This is a genomic window from Rhodococcus sp. H-CA8f, from assembly GCF_002501585.1.
GTDB lineage: Bacteria > Actinomycetota > Actinomycetes > Mycobacteriales > Mycobacteriaceae > Rhodococcus_F > Rhodococcus_F erythropolis.
The window spans coordinates 509872-529992 of the sequence record NZ_CP023720.1 but is presented as its reverse complement, the minus strand read 5'-3'; the positions used below and the strand labels follow the sequence as shown (position 1 = coordinate 529992).

Below are 20121 nucleotides of genomic sequence, written 5' to 3'. Positions count from 1 at the left end.
AGTTCTGCCGAATCCTTGACAACGCGGCGTTACCGGGCGATCGTAATTACCGACCGAACGTACGGTGAGATGGAGTTGTCGTGAGCAGACTGTTGGAAAGCTATGTAGCCGGTCGCTGGTACGCCGCACCGGACGCAGGTACCCCGTTGCCGAGCGCAGTGGACGGATCGGAGGTGGCCCGGATCTCCGCAACCGGCGTCGACCTCGCCGAGATGGTTACGTACGCACGCGAGGTCGGCGGGCCTGCACTGTCTGCGATGACCTTCCATGAACGTGCCGGCGCGCTCAAGGCTCTCGGTCTCACGTTGATGGCAGGAAAAGCCGAGTTCTACGCACTCTCCACTGCCACCGGCGCGACGACGCGAGATTCCGGCGTGGACATCGACGGTGGATTCGGAACCCTGCTGAGCTACGCGAGCAAGGCTCGGCGCGAATTGCCCGACAGCACAGTCTTTCTGGATGGAAACGTCGAAGCTCTGGGCAAGGGCAGAACTTTCCTCGGGCAACACATCTATACGTCACGCCGCGGCGTCGCCGTACAGATCAACGCCTTCAATTTCCCGGTGTGGGGGTTCCTGGAGAAGCTGGCACCGGCATTCATCGCGGGTGTGCCGTCCATCGTCAAACCTGCCAGTTCCACGGCATATCTCACCGAACTCGTCTTCCGGCGCATCATCGAATCAGGCTTGCTCCCGGAGGGTTCCGTCCAACTGCTCTCCGGTAGTGCACGGGGCCTCCTCGATCACCTCGGCGGGCAGGACTCAGTGGCATTCACCGGATCCGCCGACACCGCCGCAACGCTGCGTGCTCACCCGAACGTCGTCGGCAAGGGCGTCCATTTCAATGCCGAGGCCGATTCACTCAACGCGTCGATCCTTGGCGAGGACGCCGTACCAGGAACGCCCGAATTCGATTTGTACGTCAAACAACTCGTCACCGAAATGACAGTCAAGGCGGGTCAGAAGTGCACGGCGATCCGGCGCGCCCTGGTGCCGGTCTCGCTGGTCGACGCCGTTGTCGACGCCGCATCCGAGCGACTGAACAAAGTGGTCGTGGGACACCCCGATGCCGACGGCGTCACGATGGGTGCGCTCGCCAGCATCGAGCAGCGCGATGAAGTCTTGAAATCCATTCGCGGTCTGACGAAGTCGGCAACTATCGTATTCGGAGACCCGGACAACGTCGACGTGATCGGTGCCGACGGCCAGTCAGGGGCCTTCCTTTCCCCTGTCCTTCTCCGGGCGGAAGAGAATGCGCACGAGGTACACGAGCTGGAGGCCTTCGGACCCGTCAGCACCGTCATCGGATACGACGGCATCGATCATGCGATCGAACTCGCGGCCCGTGGCGAGGGAAGCCTCGTCGCCTCGGTGGTCACTGCCGACACCGACATCGCACGTCGACTGGTGCTGGGCCTCGCAGCTTTTCACGGCAGAGTGCTCGTCCTGAACCGCGACGACGCCAAGGAATCCACCGGCCACGGCTCTCCCCTTCCAGTCCTCGTACACGGCGGTCCGGGCCGTGCCGGCGGCGGTGAGGAGCTGGGTGGCATCCGCGGAGTTCTACACCACATGCAGCGGACGGCCGTGCAGGGCACACCCGACGTGCTCACCGCGGTCGGCGAGCGCTGGTTCACCGGGTCAGCGCGCACGACCGGATCCGAACATCCATTCCGAAAGAGTCTCGCCGAGTTGAAGATCGGCGACACCGTTGTCGGCGGTCCGCGCCAGGTCACACTCGCAGACATCGATCATTTTGCAGAGTTCACCGGTGACACCTTCTACGCACACACCGATCCGGTGGCCGCAGCGGCGAACCCGCTGTTCGGCGGCATCGTCGCACACGGCTATCTGGTTGTCTCACTCGCTGCCGGTCTGTTCGTCGACCCGGCTCCCGGCCCGGTTCTCGCGAACTTCGGCGTGGACAGCCTCAGGTTCCTGACCCCGGTGAAAGCCGAAGACAGCCTGACGGTCACCCTCACAGCCAAGACCATCACACCTCGCAGCAGCGCCGACTACGGTGAGGTTCGTTGGGATGCCGTGGTGACGAACCAGGACAACGATCCGGTCGCGACATACGACGTCCTGACTCTGGTAGCCAAGACTCGCCCCGAAGGGAATTGAAAGCACATGACCTATCGAGTAGCAGTATGTTACGGACGCCCCACCGATCCGGAGGCTTTCGACAAGTACTACAACGAGATCCACGTCCCGCTCGCCAGCGCAGTGCCAGGACTCTCGGACTTCACGTTCAGCAAGTGCTCGACGCTTGACGGCTCCGATCCAGTCTTCTACGCCGTCGCCAACCTGGTGTTTCCCGATCTCGAGACGATGCAGAGCGGCCTGAAGTCCCCGGAGATGGGCGCCGCTGGAAAAGATGTCGCAAACTTTGCCACCGGCACAGTCGACATGTACGTCCAGGAAGTTGTCTCGGTCCTCTAGACCCCTGCAATTCTCCGATCCCACAGGAGTTGTCTCGTGAGTACAGGAAGCATCACCGCCAGAGAGATGTTCGACGCGGACCAGGCGTCGCAGGCACTCGGTATCGAGATTTCCGAGCTGGCGCCCGGTAGCGCAACCGTGACCGTCACCGTGGGCGAAACCATGGTGAACGGTCACGGAATCACACACGGTGGTTATGTTTTCCTGCTCGCGGACACCGCGTTTGCGCTCGCCTGCAACGGCTACGAGGATTCAGCCGTTGCAGCGCGCGCGGACATCCGATTTCTACGTCCGACCCGTCTGGGCGACACCTTGACCGCGATCGCCACCGAGAAGGCACGAGGCGGTCGAAGTGGGATCTACGACGTGACCGTTCGCAACGGCAACACCGTCGTGGCCGAGTTCCGCGGCGACAGTCGAACCATTTCTCGCTGAAATTCAGCCCACGGTGTTTCAGCTCACGACGGGAAGTTCGAGGGGGCCGGAACCGTCGGCAAAGATCGTCACCGGCATACCTTGCAGTCCCCCACGGAAACTGATGTCGCCACCGGTGATCGCGAGACGCACGGAATGCCCTGGCTCGAATCGATGCACTATCGCCGGCATCGTCACCGGGACCGGCTGGGACGGATCACTGATGCGTATGGGCGCAATCAGTCCGTTGATCAGCGAGGAAGTTCCGTCCGGGGCCACGTCGTAGAGTTTCGCGAACACCACCGGCTGTCCGGGCGCCGCAACACGCAGCGTCACAGTGGGGGCTCCCACCACGTCCATCGCCTCGGTCATCGGCGCAGTGGTCCAGAGCGCCTCGGTTCCCGGAATCTGTGCATTCGGAATGTTTCCGGCCGGATTGATATTGAGTGGCTCGACGCCTGTCGGCAGCCCACCCGGTGCCGTGACGATCGTCTTCGGACCAGGTATCACCGGCGTGCCGTCCGGCAGCAGTCCCCCGTCAGCGGACAGATGGAAGGCGCGGGCGGTCCCGACATCGACGGTGTCGGACGTCGCGTATGCCGGCGCCGCGTTTCCCTCGTAGTCGATCCAGTTACGGAAATACGCGAATTCCGGTCCTGTCTCCGTGTTCTCGTCCTTGAGGTAGTGATCGAACCAGTCCATGAAGCGACCGGTTTCGTATTGCGCGTCTTCGTCAGGAGCGGAGAAGCTGAATTCGCCGGGCGCAGCGGCCAAATGGCTGTGCCCCCACGAATGCCAGATCATCTTGGCATCGACGCCACGATCCTTCAGCGCGTCGTAAGTCGCGGTTGCCTCGTTCAGATCGAACAGGGTGTCCTGTTGTCCCTGAGCAAGCAGTACCGGAATGTTGATCCGGTCGACGAACGACGAGACCGACGACGCTCGGAGCTCACTCACTACCTGCGGTCCGATGTCGCCGGTCACCACCGCCTCGGCGATCGCGTTGCACATGTAAGGGACGTAGTTCGGGCAGCCGGGTAGCCGTGCGGGATCCGCGATGTAGCCGTCCACACCGGGATTCGCGATGCCCGCGCCGAAGAGCAGCGATGCAAAGAGCACCTTCGCAGCTCCCGGCTCCGCTGTCGACACACCGGAGATGATTCCCGTGCTGTTGGGCGCCAGAGAATACGAGAGATCGTTCCAGGTGATCATGGGGATGATCGTGTCGATACGGGGATCGACACTCGCGGCGGCGAATTGAATCCCGCCGCCGTAGGAGCCACCCGTCATTCCGACCCGCGGGTCGTTCGTCGACGGTGCACCGGTGTGATCGACGGAGTCCTGAACCACCGCGGTGAGCGCCGGATAGGGCTGCGTCAGAGCCTGATCCGTGAAGGCAATCCCTTCTTGGCCGCCGAGGAAGCTGACCAACTGGGAGGCAGCGACGCCGTCGTACGCGGGAGAATCGAGTGTGATCTTGCAACTCGAGCCGCCGAAACCCAATCCCGAATACGTCAGTCCGACATACCCGTTCTCGGCGAAGTTCTGCAGCGCGGGAATCTGGTCCTTGTACGAACCACCGAACCCGTTGGTGGTCAGGATCGCGGGCGCTGGGTTGTCCGCATCGACGCCGTCGGGAACGAAAAGTTCACCGACGACGGTGCACGGCGTCGAGAGTTCAGGCCCGACATCGACCGAGAAGTACAGCAGCTGTGACGAATACGAGCCGTTCGGTGAATCCGCGAGCGCCGGCGGCGAAAAGCCGAGGGCACAAACCACGAGCGTGACGACACTGATCGCTATTCTCCGGCGCACCTGAAAACCGTACACCCGGATCTGTTCTCCACCAGCCTGATCGGGTGCGCGCCGCCGAAGTTTCCGCAGCAAAAGCTACGCCGGACGGGGACGACCTCTACTTGACCGTCAAGGTGCCGCGCATACTCGGGTGGTAGGTGCAGTGGAACGTGTACGTTCCAGGCTCGTTCGGCACCGTGATGGTTTCCGTCTCACCCGCTTCGATGTCCTCGTTGAACAACCCTGCGGTATCGGACGTGACCGAGTGCTCGACGGTGTCGTTGTTCTGAATGGTCAGTACCTGTCCGGGCATCACCGACTCCGGCGTCGAATATTCGAAACCGCTGATCACGATTCCCATCGACGACGCTCCCGGCGTCGACATACCCAGAGGCATGCTCGGCATCGACATACTGGTCGGCATGCTGGTCATCGGCATACTGGTCATCGCCATGCCGTCGTGATCGGCCGAATCGTTGTCCGACGAATCGTTGTTGTCACTGCACGCGGTCAGTGCGAACACCGCCAGGATCAGCGCTGCGAGCACTGCGAGAATCCGCTTCATTGCTTCGCCTCCTGCTCGTTCCCCCGCAGTCTGCTGATTACCCGCCGCCTAGGGGGCCAAACAGCTCCGATGTGGTGCCTGCGGCGCTGATAGTGCACGATTTCTGCACCAGCTCCACTCGCGGACCGACACTGAAGGAAACAGCACAGATGGCCAAGAGCAAAACGTCGAAGGCAGCCCAGCCGAAGGCGCCGAAGCCAGCCCAGCCGAAGGCTCCCAAGACAGCCCAGCCGAAGGTAGCCGAGAAGGCTCCTGCCGTTCTCTGGAAGGACCTGCCGGACGAGCACGACTACCCGGCGGCCCGCGATTACCTCCAGTTGGGCGCGACACCGGTTCAGGTCCAAGCTCTCGTGTACGCCCTCAAGACGGCGACGCTGGTCTCGAAGAAGGCCAAGGACATCCTGCGGGCCGCCGGGCTACCCCTGCTCCCGGTCGACAACCCGCACGTTGCTGCCGACCTGTTGAAGATCCGCAAGGGGATCGCGCTGTCTCCGATCCTGCTGGTGCAGGGAGACTTCCGCGCCGGAGTACCGGCGCAGATCGCCGACGGCTACCACCGTGTCTGTGCGAGCTACCACGTGGACGAGAACACCGGCATCCCTGCAAAGATCGCTCCCTCGACAGTGACGCCGTAGGTCGTCGATGACCTTCGGCATCCTTGCCCTCGTCGCGCTGGCCGGCATCCTCGGCCCGCTGCTCAGCGCTCGCGTCAGTTGGCATGTCCCCGTGGTGGTCGGCGAACTTGCCGCGGGCGTCGTCTTCGGTGTCACCGGTTTCGGGCTGCTCGACTCTTCGGACCAGACTTTCACGTTCCTGGCCGATATCGGGTTCGCGCTCACGATGATGGTGGCCGGCTCGCACGTCCCGGTCCGCGATCCGGCAGTTCGTGCGGCAATCGGCAAGGGTGCCGTTCGTTCGGTTGTCGTCGGACTCCTGTCGGTTGTTGCCGGCTACGGTGCGGCGACGGCATTCGGCACCGGTCACGCCGCGCTGTACGCGGTCCTGATCGCGTCGTCGTCCGCGGCGTTGATTCTCCCCATCGTCGATTCGCTGGGGCTCGGTGGAACCTCGGTTCTGCAGATGACTGCCCAGGTCGCGATCGCGGACACCGTCTGCATTGTCGCGCTGCCTCTGGTGATCGATCCGGACAATGCCCCTCGTGCCGGTGTCGGCGCATTGGCGGTGGCGGCGTGTGCGGTTGCCTTGTTCTTCGTACTGCGAGCCTTCCACCGGTCCGGCCATTGGCGAAAGCTCCACAAATTCTCGGAGAAACGAAAGTTTGCACTCGAACTCCGGATCAATTTGGTGATCCTCTTTTCTCTGGCAGCGCTGGCCTCCAGCACTCACGTGTCGATCATGCTCGCGGGCTTCGCCTTCGGACTGGTCCTGGCCGCAATCGGTGAACCCCGCCGCCTCGCCAAACAACTCTTCGCGATCACCGACGGCTTCTTCGCGCCCCTCTTCTTCGTCTGGTTGGGAGCGGCGATCAATCTGCGCGACCTCGTCACTCATCCGTCCGCCATCTGGCTCGGATTGGTCTTGGGCGGAGCAACTCTCGTGGTTCACGCCGCGATACGCGTCCTCGGTCTTCCGCTCCCTCTCGGCGTGCTGTCCGCCGCACAACTGGGAGTACCGGTTGCCGCAGTGACGGTGGGCACTCAATTGGGGGTGATGGGCGACGGTGAACCCGCAGCCATCCTCCTCGCCGCCATGATCACGATCGGGGCAGCAACACTGGCTGGTGCTGCCGCGTCGAAAGCCGGTCTCACGAAGCCTGTTTGACCGCGGCCCGCTCCACCGTCAGCAGGCTCTCCTCCGAATGTTCGGCGTGATACGCCGCGCCGCCGCCGCGGACACCGAATAGCCGCTTGCTCCAGATCAGCCACACGACGGCGGCGACGTTCACCAGCAGCAGCCCGGCCCTCAACCACGTGATCTTCTCGGTCAATTCGTAGATTTCGAGGGGCAGGAACAAGCTGGTCGCCACCACTGCGAAGTACTCGCCCCAGCGTTTGACCATCCACAGCCCGACGGCCTCGATCACTTGCAGGCCGGCGTAGACCAACAGACCGACCGCGATCCAGGTGAGCGTCGTCGCCGACAACGAAAACGCCTGCTCGATGTGATGGACCAGTTTGGAATCGTCGATGTTCCAACCCAGCTGGCGGGCCAATGGTCTGATCAACGGCAATTCGTTCTCGAAGGCGTCCTCGACGCGCCCCTTCGACGATCTGAGTTTGAACACCCCGATCGCCAGAAGAACCAACCCCAGAGCGCGGAACATTCTCTCGGTGGCAAGAAGTCGCATGATCAACCGGTCGCGAAGCAGCCGTCCCCGCGGAACCTCGGGAGCGGCGTCCGCCGGCCCGGACGCTCGCGGTGCTCCCGGGACGAAGTTGCCGCAACGTAGACACCGCCAAGCCTGTCCTACCGCTGTCTCCACATGAAGTCGATCCCGCAGCTCAGGTTCGTCCGGAGCGTAGGTCTCGTGACCGTGCCAACTGCACGAGCGCAATGCGAAGTCCACGGGTGAACTCTATGCCGCATATGCCCGGTAGCGTGGATACCCGCTGACCGTGCACTTCGAACGATGAGGATTCCGATGACAACCACCAAGATCGAAACCCGGCATGGCGTCATGGCAGTCGACGACAGTGCCACCGAAGGTTTCCCGGTTGTCTTCATCCACGGAAACTCGGCCAGCCGCTCCATCTTCCGTCATCAGGTCGACGCCGGATGGGCGGGCGACTACCGCATGATCACTCTGGATCTGCTCGGCCACGGCGACTCCGAGGACGCGGGCGAACCCGAAGCCGCGTACACACAGAACGGTTACGCCGACGCCATCGTCGATGTTCTGACCGAACTCGGCGTCGAACGAGCGGTTGTCGTCGGGTGGTCGCTCGGCGGACACATCGCCCTCGAGTTGATCGCGAAATTCCCCGGGCTCACCGGAATCGTCATCACCGGTACGCCACCGGCAAATCCCGAGACGCTCGGCGACGCATTCAATGCCGGCGACGGATTGTCCATCGGCGGCACCGAGGTCATCACCGCGCAGGAAGCCGAACTCTACGCACGGATGACCGCCGTTCCCTTCGAGCAGTCAGCCCTCGACGCCGCGATACGCACGGACGGGCGAGCTCGCAAGATCATGTTCGACGCATTCGGCGCCGGCCGCGAATCGGATCAGAAGGCACTGGTTGCAACGGCGTCTGTGCCTCTCGCGGTGATCGACGGCGCCGAGGACCCGTTCGTCAACACGTCCTATGTCGCGTCGTTGACCTTCACGAATCTCTGGGAGGGCACGTATCACGTGATCCCGGGAGTCGGGCATGCAGCGTTCTGGGAAGCACCCGAGATCTACAACCCTCTGTTGCAGCGGTTCCTCGCCAGTTTCGCGAAGTAACTAGCTGGACGCGGCGTCCTATGAGATAGAAGCCACTCGACAATCCGGCCATGTCCGGTCTGTTAATCGCCGTCCTACAGTTCGGAAAACAACTGGAGGCACTGCGATGACCATTCTCGAGCACGGCACGGAAACGTGCACCGGTGGACCGACCCTTCCCCAGGTACGACGCCTCGTCACCGAAGTGCCTGGCCCCAACTCGCGCACTTTGGCGAAGCGCCGGAGCGCCGCACTGCCGGCCGGACTGACCAGCGGATCCAGCATTTACGTAGCTGCAGCGGGCGGAGGAGTTGTCGTCGACGTCGACGGCAACTCGTTCATCGACTTCGGCAGCGGCATCGCCGTGACCACCGTCGGAAACAGTGCGCCGCGCGTGGTCGAACGCACCACACGCCAGCTCGGTCAGTTCACCCATACGTGTTTCCTCGCAAACCCCTACGAGGGGTACGTCGAGGTCTGCGAAGCGCTCAACCGCCTGACCCCGGGAGATCACGAGAAGCGAACAGCGCTGTTCAACACCGGCAGCGAGGCGCTCGAGAACGCCGTGAAATACGCACGTGCCGCCACCGGTCGCCCGGCAGTTGTCGTCTTCGACCACGCATTCCACGGTCGCACGCTGATGACCATGACGATGACGGCCAAGAACCAGCCGTACAAGGCCACATTCGGCCCGTTCGCACCAGAGGTCTACCGGGTTCCGATGGCCTACCCCTACCGTTGGCCGAGCGGCCCCGAAAACGCTGCCGACGAAGCATTCGCCCAATTCCGTCTTGCGATCGACACTCAGATCGGTGCCGCATCGGTAGCCGCTGTGGTCGTGGAACCGATTCAGGGTGAGGGAGGTTTCATCGTTCCCGCTCCGGGATTCCTGAAGCGCATCGCCGAATTCTGCCGTGAGCGCGGCATTCTCGTCGTCGCGGACGAGGTCCAGACCGGTATCGCACGAACTGGAGCCTGGTTCGCCAGCGAGAGTGAGGACTTCGTCCCCGACATCATCACAACTGCAAAAGGTCTAGCCGGCGGAATGCCACTCGCCGCCGTGACCGGCCGTGCCGACGTCATGGACGCCGCGCATCCCGGTGGTATCGGCGGTACGTACAGCGGCAATCCCGTGGCCTGCGAGGCCGCCCTGGCAGTTTTCGAGACGATCGAGGTGGAAGGCCTCCTCGACCGCGCAAAGGACATCGGCGAAATCCTGACCACAGGGCTGTCCGAAATCGCTTCGGACACAAATATAATCGGCGACATTCGTGGACGCGGCGCCATGATTGCAATCGAGCTGATCCACGACGAAGACAAGGCTCCCAATCGCGAGGCCGTCGCCCAGATCGTCAGCTACGCCCACGCGCACGGCCTACTTCTCCTCGCTGCCGGCACCTACGGAAACGTCGTTCGATTCCTCCCGCCGCTGAGCATCTCCGACGAATTGCTGGCCGAAGGACTCGGCATCCTTCGCGACGCTGTGACAGCAGTCCGATGAGCGTCGTTGTTCACAGCTTGATCGGCGGAGCTTGGGTCACGGGTAGCGAAGGCACACTGACGGACACCAACCCGGCTCGCCCCGACGAAGTTGTCGCCACCGGAGGCCGCGCCGGCGCATCTGAAATGGCGACCGGTGTTCGCGTCGCCCGCATCGCCGCGAACGACTGGGCGCGCCTACCGATGTCCGCACGCGGCGCATACCTCACTCGCGCAGCGGAAATCATCGAAACCAACGCCGATGCCTGGGGCGAAGAACTCACCCGCGAAGAGGGGAAAACGCTGGCCGAGGGTATCGGAGAAGTGCGCCGGGCTGCGCAGATTCTGCGTTACTACGGCAACGCCGCAGACCGCGAGTCCGGGACGGTGTATTCCTCCCCACGTAGCGGCGAGCAAATTCTTGTCACTCGCAAACCTCTCGGCGTGGTAGGCGTCGTCACGCCGTTCAACTTCCCGATCGCGATCCCGGCGTGGAAGATTGCGCCCGCCTTGGTATACGGAAACACTGTTGTCTGGAAACCGGCTGCCGCGGTGCCCCTTCTGGCCTTCCGTCTCGCGCAGGCATTGACCGAAGCGGGCCTACCCGATGGCGTCCTGAACATGATCCTTGCCGACAGCGCGGCAGGTGAAGCGCTGGTCGACCACCCGGACCTCGACGCCGTCACCTTTACCGGTTCCACCGGCGTCGGCCGAAGAATCGCGGGATCTGCTGCAGCGCGCGGAGTTCCGGCCCAGGCGGAAATGGGTGGAAAGAACGCAGCCATCGTACTTGCCGACGCAGATCTCGGGCTTGCAGTCGAGCAGGTCATGTTGGGAGCATTCCGGTCAACCGGCCAGAAATGCACGGCCACTTCGCGTCTGGTGCTCCACGAATCCATCGCCGAGGAATTCTTGGCGAGGCTGACCGTCGAGGTCGAAGAATTGAGAGTCGGAGATCCACTCGATCCCGACGTCACTACAGGTCCCGTGGTCAGCGCATACGCACAGCAAACGATCATCGAGGGAATCGATCGAGCCGTCGGCGGCGGCGGCGCCAGAGTTGTGGCCAGCGCCGAAGCGCCGGAATCGGGCCACTACGTCCGGCCGACGGTGCTGGAACTGTCGGCGAGCACCGAACTATGGTTCGAGGAACTTTTCGGCCCGGTGCTTGCGGTGCAGCGGGCAGCAACAACTGCAGACGCATTCCGCTTGGCGAACGAGGGCGAATTCGGTTTGTCCGCAGCGCTGTTCACTCAGGACCTGACCAGCGCACTTGCCGGTATCGATGACCTGGACGTGGGGATCCTGCACGTCAACTCGGAATCGGCAGGCGCTGATCCTCACGTACCTTTCGGCGGTGCGAAGAAGAGTGGATACGGGCCCAAGGAACAAGGCGACGCGGCGCGGGAGTTCTTCACTCACACCACCACCGTCTATCTCAGGGGCGGCCGAGCGTGATCTGAATTCGATTCCGCCTGCAGCAGTTCACGAGCTTTGAGTGCGATCCACAACTCGGACCGTGTGTGGGCGGAATCGAGATCTCGGCCGATCAACTCGGCGGCCTTGTCCATGCGGTTACGCAGCGTGTGCCGGTGAACACCCAACTGCGTTGCAGCGGACTCCCATTGTCCATTGTGGTGCAGGAACGCTTCGATCGAGTCCACCAGACGGGAACCGTTCTCGGCATCGTAGCCTTCCAGCACACCGAGGCCGCCGGCCGCGATCGACTGCAGAACATCGTTCGACTGCACACTCAACAAGAGACTGAAAGTCCCGAGTTCCGAGAACGGAACGAGCGTGTGTCCATCGACCTGCCCCACTTTGGCAGCAGAGACGGCCTCGCGCAGACTCGCTGCTACACCGCTCATCGGCCGGACGCTACCGATTCCGCCGTTGATACTCCGGCGTGAATTCTCCCGCACTCTCGCATACACACTGCGCGCGACCTTCTCCGCAACTTCACTTTTCACGACGAACCACACGCCGGTGCCGTCATTCAGTGGAGCCAACAGGTACGGCACCGCCACTTCTTCGAGGGCCGCTGAGGTGATATCGGTTGCCGCCAGCAAAGGCCCGACATCGGTCAAGGCAGTTGCAACCACCGGGGATCCGGATTCGAATCCGAAGTACCGCAACAGACTTTCGTCTACTTCGCCGCCAGCCTGGCGCACCATCGTCGCGACCGCCAACCTCAGCCGTTGTTCGGCATCGACAACCCGCAACGGCTTGGCGAGCTCGATGGTCAACAGCGACACCGCGTGGCCGACCAGCAGTCGTTCGGACTGATCCAAGGCAGCATCGGACGCCACCGCCAGCGTGCCGCTCACGGCAAGCTTGTGAATGGCCAGATGGCCGTCGTCGTCCACCACGACCCGGCTGCGCTCCTTGCCTGATCGCTCCCTGATGCGTTCGGGCAGAGACGAACTCGCACCTTCCGTCAGAGCCAGCACCGCTCCGTCCCGATCGAGAACGCACACTGCTGCGTGAACCGCTCGACCCAGTGCAGCGATCAGGGCCGGCACTCCGTCGAGCAGGGCACGCGCCAACTTCTCCTGGGCATCGACCACCGCCTGCACCGTTCGTATCTGGTCGGCGGTCAGCTCGTCGATCACGGCCCGCGAGATGGCGATGAACGGCGTCTCCTTGGCGACGGAAAGCACGGCAAAACCCAGTTCGTCGCCGGCCCTGATGATCGCGTTCGGCACCTTCTCGTGCACGGTGCCGGTGTCGAATGCCAGTGCCACGGCGCCGGTCCGCGCAATGCGCTCGACGTACTCGTACTGCTTTGTCGCCGATCGCGAAAGGTGCAGCCCCGTCGTCATGACAAGCTCTCCACCGGCGAGCCATCGACTCGGATCCTGCAACTCGATTGCGTGCGCCCAACTGATCGGCAGATCGACGTGGCCATGACCTGCAACAACCGAGAGACCGAGAGAGCTGGTAGCCGCCAAGCGCCGGACAGTCATCGGCATTACCGGAACCTCCGAAGGCAGTGGACAGAACTGACAGTCTTCAGTTCCAATTTGTACATCAGGTCCATGTTCTGGATCACACGACGAGCTTAGCGTCTCTCCGAAAGAACTGATCGCGTCATGCAATAGGAGCTGAGCCCAGATGCCCGACAGCAGCACCGAAACAGCCGAAGCCGCCAGCGTTCATTCGACGCTCAAGACAGGCTTGAAGAAGCGCCACCTGACCATGCTTTCCATGGGTGGTGTCATCGGCGCCGGTTTCTTCGTCGGGCTGAGCGGAATCATCAACCAGGCCGGCCCCGGCGCAGTCATCACTTGCGCGATCTGCGGCATCATCGTGTTCCTGGTGATGCGCATGCTCGGTGAAATGGCCGTCGCCAAGCCGTGTACGGGATCATTCACCGAGTACGCGCGAATGGCGTTGGGCGACTGGGCGGGTTTCACCACGGGCTGGCTCTACTGGTATTTCTGGGTGATCGTCGTCGGCATCGAATCCGTCGTCGGAGCTACCCTGCTCTCCCGGTGGATCCATGGTGTACCGCTCTGGCTCATGTCAGCAGCACTCCTGTTGGTGATGACCGGGGTCAACCTTCTCTCCGTCAGCAACTTCGGTGAGGCCGAATACTGGTTTGCAGGTATCAAGGTCGCCGTCATCATCGGCTTCATCGTGCTCGGCAGTCTGTTCGTCTTCGGCATCTGGCCCGGCAGTGAAGTCGATTTCAGTAATCTGACCGGCCACGGAGGATTTCTGCCGAATGGCTTCACCCCCGTGCTGGTGGGCGTTGTCGCCGTGATCTTCTCCATGACCGGAGCCGAGCTGGTCACAATCGCCGCAGCGGAATCCGCCGAACCGGCCGGAGCGATCAGACGAGCCACGAACACCGTCGTCTTCCGCATTCTCGCGTTCTTCGTTGTCGCCACCTTCCTCCTCGTGACGATGCTGCCGTGGGATTCGTTCGTCGTCGGCGATTCTCCGTTCATCTCCGCACTCGACCTGCTCGGCATTCCCGGCGCCGCCGACATTCTCAATCTCGTGGTTCTGGTCGCTGTGCTGTCCTGCCTCAACTCCGGTCTGTACACGGCGTCACGGATGCTCTTCGCACTCTCCGTCTACAACGACGCGCCGGCATGGATGACACGGACCAACAGTCGCGGCGTGCCCGTGAAGGGCGTACTCGCCTGCACCGTGGCCGGGTATTTCTGTATCGCGGCCGGTTACATCTGGCCAGACACGATCTTCCTGTTCCTCGTGAATTCGTCCGGCGCAATCTGTTTGTTCGTTTACATCCTGATCTGTGTATCCGAACTACGCCTCCGACGCCGATGGGAACGCGAAAGTCCCGAGATTCTGAAATTCCGTGTCTGGTTGTATCCCGGCCTACCGATAGTGGTCACCGGCCTGATTCTCGTGATCCTGGTGGGAATGGGTCTCAACGAACCGACGCGCGCGGAGTTCGTCCAAAGCCTGGTCGCGCTGGGAGTCATCCTCGTCGCTTACAGCGTGAGAAGGTCTCGTACGCGAAAAGTCGTATCGTTCGCGACCGCCTCGAACAACGCACACAGCAGTTCGAAGAAGGCTTGAAACAAGCATCGAGTAAGCGCTCGACTCGATAAGAGAACCTCTTCCCCGAAAAAAATCGAACCGGTGGAACCGGTCGAACACAGATTTTCTCTTTACCTAAATTCAAGGCAAAATAGACAGCATGCCGAGCCCTGTCATCGCCCCCGAAGGGCACAGTTCTTGGCAAACACTTCACGAATGGTTCAACGAACCACACGACTACGAGTGGATAAAGCACCAGAGATCCGGCCGAGCAATCATTCCGATCTTCCGAACCTTGCTCGGAATGATGACGATCATCTTCGGACTCTCCGCGTTCTACAAATTGATCGGCCCGGATACGCCGCCGACCACTCCCGGCAAAGCACTTTCGATTTTCATGATCTGCACGTGTGTGGGAATCGCCGCGTGCTGGTTCACACAACCATTTCCCGGACGCCGGGGGTTGCTTGCATTCGGGATATTCGCAGATCTCGGGATCGCGGCCGCAGTCCTTCTGGTGCCGGATCGCTCGTCCGCGACGTTCGGTTGCACCGTCTTCGCAGTCACCGGAACCTTTGCGACTCTTTTTGTCAGCGCAAGGTGGCTTGTCGCTCATGTCGTTTGGTCGACGACCATCACGACTACCGTTTTTGTTCTTGCCTATCTAGAAGGCGACGTCGATATCACGACGCTTCTGGCCCGTGGCACCGTTCTTTTCGGAGCTGTCACACTCGTTCCCATTTTTGCGCACCTGACCTGGCGCACTCTCTACCGCGATGCCCAGTATTCGGACCGCGATCCCCTCACTGGCCTGTTCAACCGTCGGGGACTGGAAGGGGCAGTCGGCGATCTCTTCGAGAGCACCCGAGACGATTCTTCGTCTCTCGCTTTCGTCGTCGTCGATATCGACAAATTCAAGACGGTGAATGATCTTCACGGTCATGCCGAAGGCGATCATGTCATCAGAAGAACCGCGAACCGATTGAGCACACATCTCGGCGAACACGGAATCATCGCTCGTACGGGCGGAGAAGAATATCTGGCTGTCATTGCCGGTGATCCCGAATCGACAACCCTGTTGATCGAAGGGATAAACGCGGCGCTGTCGGATTGTTCCGACGCGATCCCCACAACGGTGAGCGTCGGAGCTGTGATGACGACCGCCGAATCGAAGGCGTGGAGCGGCGGTGCTTCCGCAATCCTGGCGGCGACAAACGTCGCGGATTCGATGATGTATCAAGCGAAAGCGGCAGGCGGTAATACGATCCGCTCGGCTCAGATCTGATTCACAGCCACGTAAGTGGGTGGACGCTGCGCCCGGTTTCCGTGTCCGTGGCGGCAAGATACACATCGACGCGCTCAGCGGTCAGAGCCTTGCTGATGTGATAGCCCTGGACCAGGTCACACCCGACCCACTGAACGCGGCGGAACTGCTCGATGGTCTCGACGCCCTCGGCCAACGATTTCATACCGAGGGCCGCGGCCAATTCGACAATGGACTTCACCACGGACATCTTCGGATCGTCCGAGTCGGTGACCAGCATGCGATCGATCTTGAGAACGTCGATTGGAAGTCTCTGGAGCGTGGCGAAGGAAGAATAGCCGGTGCCGAAATCGTCGAGCGCGACGGTAACCCCGAGCTCACGCAGCTTGTAGAGATCCCGGATCGCGCGATCGTCCACAACACCTGTCTCGGTGATTTCGAGCTGCAGCAGATGCGGAGCCAAGCCCGAATCCGTCAGAGCTTTCTTCACCATCGCACCGAACTCTCGCGACACCAACTGCACTGGCGAAACGTTGACCGAGACACCGATTCCGGTCGGCCACCCCGCAGCAGCCGCGGTCGCCATCGCCATCGCCTGCGCGCCGAGGGGAATGATCATTCCGGTTTCCTCCGCCACCGAGATGAACTGGCTGGGCCCGATGAGGCCGCGACTGGGATGGTTCCACCGTAGAAGAGCCTCGAAGGCCACCACTTCACCGGTCTGAGTGTCGACCTGAGGCTGATAGTGGAGATCGAACTGCCCTTCCTCGATCCCTCTGTCCAGCTCGTGGAGCGCAGTCGCCCGCGCCGATGCCCTCGCCCGCAGCAGCGGTGAGAACTTGCCTACTCGATTGCGCCCCGTCGACTTCGCTTCGTACAGAGCCAGATCCGCCAGCATCACCAATCCGTCTGCGTCTGTTGAATCCTCGGGCGCGCTGGAGTAACCGATCGTGGCCCGCACTTCTATTCGATTGCCTTCGACGAAGAATGGTTCGTGCAGCACTTCCAGGTACCGATCGAAGATCACTCCGGGATCGTCGCGCGACGACGTGCAGACGATCAGCCCGAATTCGTCGCCGCCCATCCGCGAGCACATGTCCGAACCTACGACCTTGCGCAGGCGTGTCGTGACTTCGAGAAGTAATTGGTCCCCGATCGGATGTCCAAGGGTGTCGTTGACCGATTTGAAATTGTCGAGGTCGAGAATCCCGACGAGAACCTGCTTGTCCGGCGCCCGAGAATTGATCGCTTCCTCGAGCGCCACACCGAACGCACGACGGTTCGGCAACCCGGTCAACGAGTCGGTGGCCGCAAGGCGAAGGATCTCCTGCTCGTGGACATACCTCTCCGTGATGTCGGAACCGACACCGCGCCAACCCAGAATCACGCCGGATTCGAGAACCCGTGGATTACCGGAAAGAGACCACCAGCGCCGCCTACCGTCGACATGCACCGGCACGACGGTGTCCCGGAAGGGGGCACTCGATTCGAGTTTGTCGATCATCTGGGCCGCGGCCGCACGCCCCTCCGGACTCGACGCGATCTGGAGTCTGGTGAGGAGTTGCCCGAAGGTGAGTTGCTGCAACTCGTCCACCGTCATACCTGCGACCTCGGCGAGACGTGCCGAGGTGTGGGAGAACCGGCCGTTGGTGTCGCACTCCCACAGCCAGTCGCGGGAACCGCCTTCGAAACCGTCGAGCAACAACGCCACCGTCTGACGCTCGGATTCCGCCTGAAACTCTGCGAGACAACGTCTCTGGAACGAGGCCGACAGATAGACCGCCCCTACGGTGAGCGCAAACATGTAGATGCACAACTGAATCGCAAGTACGCGAAAGTGGGGTTCGGCGTGGACGATGAGAACAGTGAAGACGCCGAGGCCGTGAATGTAGATCCAGGTCAGGCTCACCGATCTCAGACTGGAGAACGTCACGGTCCCGGCGCCCATGATTCCTGCCATCGTCGCGATCAGAACCAAGTCGCGGAAGACGTCCATGTCGTGAAAGAGCAGGGCAAAAAGTGCGACGTCTAGGGTCGCGACAACGATCACTTCGACGAGCAGACCCACGTAGTCGTAGCGCGGTGTGTGCTTCGACGGTCGCCAGCGAAGCGGTATCCATACTCGAATCGAATTCGCGAGGACAAGAAAGATGAGGGCGCCGCCCAACCACCTGAGCGTCTGACGTCCGGGCGGGACGGTGTAGGTCAGAATCACGACCAAACTCGCCATGTACGCAAGATTGGCGAACGGCGCGACGGCCGCAGCCTCGTCGATCTGACGGCGAAACAGGCTGTTGCAGTCGGTCTCCGAAGCAGGATCTTGCCGACTCAATCGACTCAATCGACTCAGACGGTTCATCAGTGAGGCATCCCGACACTAACGCAGGCGCCATCAGCGGGCGTCGAATCCGCTCGCCTGGCCATCCGAACCTCCCCTGGCTCCCCACCGAACCCTTATCCGGTGAAACGTCAGTGTTTCAGACTCGCTGCTTGTTTCCTTCACAACGGTAGCCATCTGACGAATCGATTGTGCGCAGATCACTATATCCAGAGGTCGTTCCGTCGATCGTCCAGGTCGATCCGCGATTGCTGATTCTTAGCTCGAACCACGTTTGTCGCCGACCGCGACGCGGGGGATTCGAGCGGTCGGGAACAACGCGGCGATTGCGAGCAGCGCTGCCACGGCAAAGGCGACACGCAACGCGTCCAGCCTGGCTTCTTCGTTCACGTCCACGATCGCATCCGCCGTGGACTCGGCGACGCCGGCGTCACTGAGAGCGGATCGGAGTTGCGTCGTCGACAGGAACGGCACCCCCGAGGCCATGTCGGTGCTCGCTTGCTGCTGCACCGATGTCGGAACCGCCGGATTGTCTTCGATTCCGGCGATCGCCGACGTCGTGAGAGTGGCAATGAGAACCGATCCGATCAGGGCAGTTCCCAAGGAAGCGCCGAGGTTGGTGGCGGTGTTCTGCAACCCGCCGACCTCGGTGCTGCGTTCGTCCGGGACCGAGGACACCGTGACGGCTCCGAGCTGCGAAGACAGGCACCCCAAGCCGAAACCCATGAACAGCATGGGAATCATCACGATCGCCGCATTGGCGCCGGGGTCCATGCCTGCCACGAGCATCAGAATGCCGACGACCATGACCAACAATCCGACTCGGACCACGCGTCGCGGGTTCGCGGTAGGCCGTAGCTTCGGAATACCGATCGCCGCCACGACGAGCGCCGCCGACAACGGCAGGATGCGAATTCCGGTCTCGAGAGCGCTGAGCTCCAGAACTACGGACAAGAACAAAGGAACCGCGAAGAACACGCCCGCCTGCACCAGAAACTGCGCGAAGAACATCGACAGCCCGCCACTGAGTTCGCGGTTTCTCAGCATCGCCGGATCGAGCAGAGGCTCCTTCCCCGCAGCGGCCAGGCGCCCCTCCCATCGCAGGAATCCGTAAACGACAAGGAGCCCGACGATCAGCAGCCACACCACCGGAGACAACCCCACCAGCTGCGGCCCGCCAGGTTTGGCCTGCACCCAACCCCACTCGCTCGAACGCAGCACACCGAAGACGATCATTCCCAGTCCCACCACGGACAGGATCGAACCGAAGTAGTCGAGGCGCGACTTCGACGGTGGGACGTCGACCACCTTGCTGAGCACCAGCAAGATCAGGACGACGATCACGACTTCGCCGACGAACACGTAACGCCACGACGCAAATGTCGTCGCCGCGCCGCCGATCAGCGGCCCCACTGCCACGGCTATCGCGCCTGCTGCAGCGACGAGGCCGTAGGCCGCCGGACGCTTCTCCGCCGGGAAGTTGGTGGCGACGAGCGCAACGATCGCGGGCATGATGAGCGCCGCGCCGACGCCTTCGAGGAACGACCAACCGATCAACAGGACCACGAGATTCGGAGCGAGCGCAGTCGTCAGAGAACCAGCGCCGTAGATGACCAAGCCGAGTGCGAAGGCTCGGCGACGGCCCATCATCGAACCGACTTTGCTACCCGTGATCATCAGAGTCGCCATGACCAGGGTGTACAGCGTGATCGCGGTTTGAATGCCGGTGATACTCGTGCCGACGTCCTCGGCGACGGTCGCCATCGAAACATTCATGACCGAGCTGTCCAGGGTCATCAGGAACTGGCTGCTCGCCAACACCGTGAGAACCAGCCCCGAACCCGCCTGCGTAGTCGAACCAGCAACCTGTCCGTCACCCATCGTGCGGGTGTACCCGGTGCTCAGGTCTTCGAAGCAGACCGG

Annotated in this window: 16 protein-coding genes; 10 read left to right on the top strand and 6 right to left on the bottom strand. The window is 62.0% G+C overall.

Features of this window, described 5'->3' with window-relative positions:
• Nucleotides 1–80 precede the first annotated feature (80 nt).
• From paaZ to paaI, 3 genes are all read left to right on the top strand, one after another.
• The gene (gene paaZ, locus CPI83_RS02435; protein WP_097386715.1) at nt 81–2123 is read left to right on the top strand and encodes a phenylacetic acid degradation bifunctional protein PaaZ; all 2043 of its coding nucleotides are present in this window, start codon (nt 81–83) and stop codon (nt 2121–2123) included.
• A 6-nt stretch (nt 2124–2129) separates the two neighbouring features.
• Nucleotides 2130–2441, top strand: coding sequence for an EthD family reductase (locus CPI83_RS02430; RefSeq protein WP_003943191.1), 312 nt, complete (start codon nt 2130–2132; stop codon nt 2439–2441).
• A gap of 66 nt (nt 2442–2507) precedes the next feature.
• A complete protein-coding gene (gene paaI, locus CPI83_RS02425; RefSeq protein ID WP_198586356.1) occupies nt 2508–2876 on the top strand; it encodes a hydroxyphenylacetyl-CoA thioesterase PaaI in 369 nt (122 codons plus the stop codon).
• An 18-nt stretch (nt 2877–2894) separates the two neighbouring features.
• Here the strand turns inward: paaI and CPI83_RS02420 are convergent, their stop codons facing one another.
• Together CPI83_RS02420 and CPI83_RS02415 are read right to left on the bottom strand one after the other, a co-directional pair.
• On the bottom strand, nt 2895–4670 hold the full coding sequence (locus tag CPI83_RS02420) for a CocE/NonD family hydrolase (protein WP_232816844.1): 1776 nt from the start codon (nt 4668–4670) through the stop codon (nt 2895–2897).
• A 97-nt stretch (nt 4671–4767) separates the two neighbouring features.
• On the bottom strand, nt 4768–5214 hold the full coding sequence (locus CPI83_RS02415; protein WP_029256507.1) for a cupredoxin domain-containing protein: 447 nt from the start codon (nt 5212–5214) through the stop codon (nt 4768–4770).
• A 272-nt stretch (nt 5215–5486) separates the two neighbouring features.
• Here CPI83_RS02415 and CPI83_RS02410 point away from each other — a divergent pair, with 272 nt between their 5' ends.
• Both CPI83_RS02410 and CPI83_RS02405 read left to right on the top strand, forming a co-directional pair.
• Entirely contained in the window at nt 5487–5849 is a 363-nt protein-coding gene (locus CPI83_RS02410) for a hypothetical protein (RefSeq protein WP_080910364.1), read from the top strand.
• A gap of 7 nt (nt 5850–5856) precedes the next feature.
• Entirely contained in the window at nt 5857–6996 is a 1140-nt protein-coding gene (locus CPI83_RS02405) for a cation:proton antiporter (protein ID WP_097386713.1), read from the top strand.
• Here CPI83_RS02405 and CPI83_RS02400 read toward each other — a convergent pair.
• The gene (locus CPI83_RS02400) at nt 6980–7741 is read right to left on the bottom strand and encodes a DUF2127 domain-containing protein (protein WP_020971129.1); all 762 of its coding nucleotides are present in this window, start codon (nt 7739–7741) and stop codon (nt 6980–6982) included. The genes CPI83_RS02405 and CPI83_RS02400 overlap by 17 nt on opposite strands.
• Nucleotides 7742–7816: 75 nt before the next feature.
• Between CPI83_RS02400 and CPI83_RS02395 the strand changes: the two genes are divergently transcribed.
• From CPI83_RS02395 to CPI83_RS02385, 3 genes are all read left to right on the top strand, one after another.
• Nucleotides 7817–8623 (top strand): alpha/beta hydrolase, encoded by an 807-nt coding sequence (locus CPI83_RS02395; RefSeq protein ID WP_046379477.1) that lies wholly within the window; start codon nt 7817–7819, stop codon nt 8621–8623.
• A 106-nt stretch (nt 8624–8729) separates the two neighbouring features.
• Nucleotides 8730–10103: a 4-aminobutyrate--2-oxoglutarate transaminase gene (gene gabT, locus CPI83_RS02390; RefSeq protein ID WP_046379478.1), complete on the top strand. Its 1374-nt coding sequence runs from the start codon at nt 8730–8732 to the stop codon at nt 10101–10103.
• Nucleotides 10100–11539, top strand: coding sequence for an aldehyde dehydrogenase family protein (locus CPI83_RS02385; protein WP_021345864.1), 1440 nt, complete (start codon nt 10100–10102; stop codon nt 11537–11539). Before gabT ends, CPI83_RS02385 begins: the two co-directional genes overlap by 4 nt.
• Here the strand turns inward: CPI83_RS02385 and CPI83_RS02380 are convergent.
• Entirely contained in the window at nt 11515–13047 is a 1533-nt protein-coding gene (locus CPI83_RS02380; protein WP_232816843.1) for a PucR family transcriptional regulator, read from the bottom strand. The two genes, CPI83_RS02385 and CPI83_RS02380, sit on opposite strands and share 25 nt — an antisense overlap.
• A 148-nt stretch (nt 13048–13195) precedes the next feature.
• Here CPI83_RS02380 and CPI83_RS02375 point away from each other — a divergent pair, with 148 nt between their 5' ends.
• Both CPI83_RS02375 and CPI83_RS02370 read left to right on the top strand, forming a co-directional pair.
• A complete protein-coding gene (locus CPI83_RS02375; RefSeq protein WP_019745774.1) occupies nt 13196–14635 on the top strand; it encodes an amino acid permease in 1440 nt (479 codons plus the stop codon).
• 121 nt (nt 14636–14756) lie between these two features.
• The gene (locus CPI83_RS02370) at nt 14757–15881 is read left to right on the top strand and encodes a GGDEF domain-containing protein (RefSeq protein WP_232816842.1); all 1125 of its coding nucleotides are present in this window, start codon (nt 14757–14759) and stop codon (nt 15879–15881) included.
• A 1-nt stretch (nt 15882) separates the two neighbouring features.
• Here the strand turns inward: CPI83_RS02370 and CPI83_RS02365 are convergent, their stop codons facing one another.
• Both CPI83_RS02365 and CPI83_RS02360 read right to left on the bottom strand, forming a co-directional pair.
• On the bottom strand, nt 15883–18219 hold the full coding sequence (locus CPI83_RS02365) for an EAL domain-containing protein (RefSeq protein ID WP_232816841.1): 2337 nt from the start codon (nt 18217–18219) through the stop codon (nt 15883–15885).
• A 237-nt stretch (nt 18220–18456) separates the two neighbouring features.
• Nucleotides 18457–20079: an MFS transporter gene (locus CPI83_RS02360; protein WP_020971136.1), complete on the bottom strand. Its 1623-nt coding sequence runs from the start codon at nt 20077–20079 to the stop codon at nt 18457–18459.
• Between the last annotated feature and the right edge of the window lie 42 nt (nt 20080–20121).

Bases quoted from the DNA above. Each gene is read 5' to 3' on its own strand.
- CPI83_RS02430 (WP_003943191.1), top strand. From the start codon at position 2,130: ATGACCTATCGAGTAGCAGTATGTTACGGACGCCCCACCGATCCGGAG.
- paaI (WP_198586356.1), top strand. From the start codon at position 2,508: ATGTTCGACGCGGACCAGGCGTCGCAGGCACTCGGTATCGAGATTTCC.
- CPI83_RS02415 (WP_029256507.1), bottom strand. From the start codon at position 5,214: ATGAAGCGGATTCTCGCAGTGCTCGCAGCGCTGATCCTGGCGGTGTTC.
- CPI83_RS02405 (WP_097386713.1), top strand. From the start codon at position 5,857: ATGACCTTCGGCATCCTTGCCCTCGTCGCGCTGGCCGGCATCCTCGGC.
- CPI83_RS02395 (WP_046379477.1), top strand. From the start codon at position 7,817: ATGACAACCACCAAGATCGAAACCCGGCATGGCGTCATGGCAGTCGAC.
- gabT (WP_046379478.1), top strand. From the start codon at position 8,730: ATGACCATTCTCGAGCACGGCACGGAAACGTGCACCGGTGGACCGACC.
- CPI83_RS02385 (WP_021345864.1), top strand. From the start codon at position 10,100: ATGAGCGTCGTTGTTCACAGCTTGATCGGCGGAGCTTGGGTCACGGGT.
- CPI83_RS02380 (WP_232816843.1), bottom strand. From the start codon at position 13,047: ATGACTGTCCGGCGCTTGGCGGCTACCAGCTCTCTCGGTCTCTCGGTT.
- CPI83_RS02375 (WP_019745774.1), top strand. From the start codon at position 13,196: ATGCCCGACAGCAGCACCGAAACAGCCGAAGCCGCCAGCGTTCATTCG.
- CPI83_RS02370 (WP_232816842.1), top strand. From the start codon at position 14,757: ATGCCGAGCCCTGTCATCGCCCCCGAAGGGCACAGTTCTTGGCAAACA.
- CPI83_RS02365 (WP_232816841.1), bottom strand. From the start codon at position 18,219: ATGAACCGTCTGAGTCGATTGAGTCGATTGAGTCGGCAAGATCCTGCT.
- CPI83_RS02360 (WP_020971136.1), bottom strand. From the start codon at position 20,079: ATGGGTGACGGACAGGTTGCTGGTTCGACTACGCAGGCGGGTTCGGGG.